This is a genomic window from Microvirga sp. GN3 (assembly GCF_055792825.1).
Genome location: NZ_JBVVAK010000384.1, coordinates 1 through 1,116 on the forward strand (window position 1 = coordinate 1; position 1,116 = coordinate 1,116).

A 1,116-nucleotide genomic window follows, 5' to 3' on the forward strand; every position below is an offset into this window, starting at 1 on the left:
GATGATCTCGTCGCCCGGATTGCTCCCCGGTTCAGCCGCATCGAACCACGCCGCCGCGCCCGGGCCTATTTGCAGGGCCTGCTCTCGCCTCTCGAGCGCAAGAACGGCTGGCACCTGGCGGAAGCCGCCGGCGATGCCAGCCCTGATGGCGTGCAGGATTTCCTGTCCCGCATGCACTGGGATGCCGATGCAGTGCGCGATGATCTGCGCGCCTATGCGGTTGAACATCTCGGCGATCCGGACGCCGTGCTGGTGCTCGATGAGACCGGCTTTCTCAAGAAGGGCGACAAGTCGGCCGGCGTCAAACGCCAGTACTCCGGCACCGCCGGGCGCATCGAGAATTCTCAGATCGGGGTGTTTCTCGCCTATGCCAGCCGACATGGCCATGCGCTGATCGACCGGGCGCTGTACTTGCCCGAGACCTGGGCCTTCGATGCTGCACGCTGCGCGGAAGCGGGCGTGCCGGAGAGCGTGAGCTTCACCACCAAACCGAAGCTCGGGCAGGCGATGTTGAAGCGGGCGTTTGCAGCGGGCGTGCCGTGCACATGGGTGGTCGGCGACTGCGTGTATGGCGCCGATCACCAGACCCGGCGCCTGATCGAGGCGCATGGGCGCGGCTACGTGCTGGCGGTGACCTCGGCCCAGCGGCTTGGGCTGAAGCACGTTGAGGATTGGCTCGAGGACGTGCCGGCCCGCGGCTGGAAGCGGCTCAGCGCCGGCGATGGAGCCAAGGGGCCACGGCTGTACGATTGGGCGTATCTGCCCTACCGCACGCCGCCGGTGCCGGGTTGGAAGACCGGCCTGCTGATCCGCCGCAGGAAGGGCCGCCCGCATCAGTTCACGTTCTATCTCACCCGTTCGCCGGAGGAGACGCCGCTCTCTGAGCTGGTGCGGATTGCGGGGCAGCGCTGGCGGATCGAGAGTTGCTTTGAGGAAGCCAAGGGAGAGACCGGATTGGACGAGTACGAGGTGCGCTCATGGACGGGCTGGTACCGGCACATCACGTTATCCATGCTGGCGCATGCCTATCTGACCGTCGTGCGCCAGCACGCCATCGGGGGGAGAAGCCCCCGTCGTGCAAGCCGCGGGGTTGTTGCCGCTCACCGTGCCGGAGGT

1 protein-coding gene is annotated in these 1,116 nt (G+C 66.9%); it reads left to right on the top strand.

Annotation, left to right across the window (positions count from 1 at the left end):
* Positions 1 to 1,116, top strand: a 1,116-nt coding sequence (locus tag ACS5Q1_RS48005) for an IS701 family transposase (protein ID WP_473104802.1), incomplete at both ends; no start/stop codon positions are given.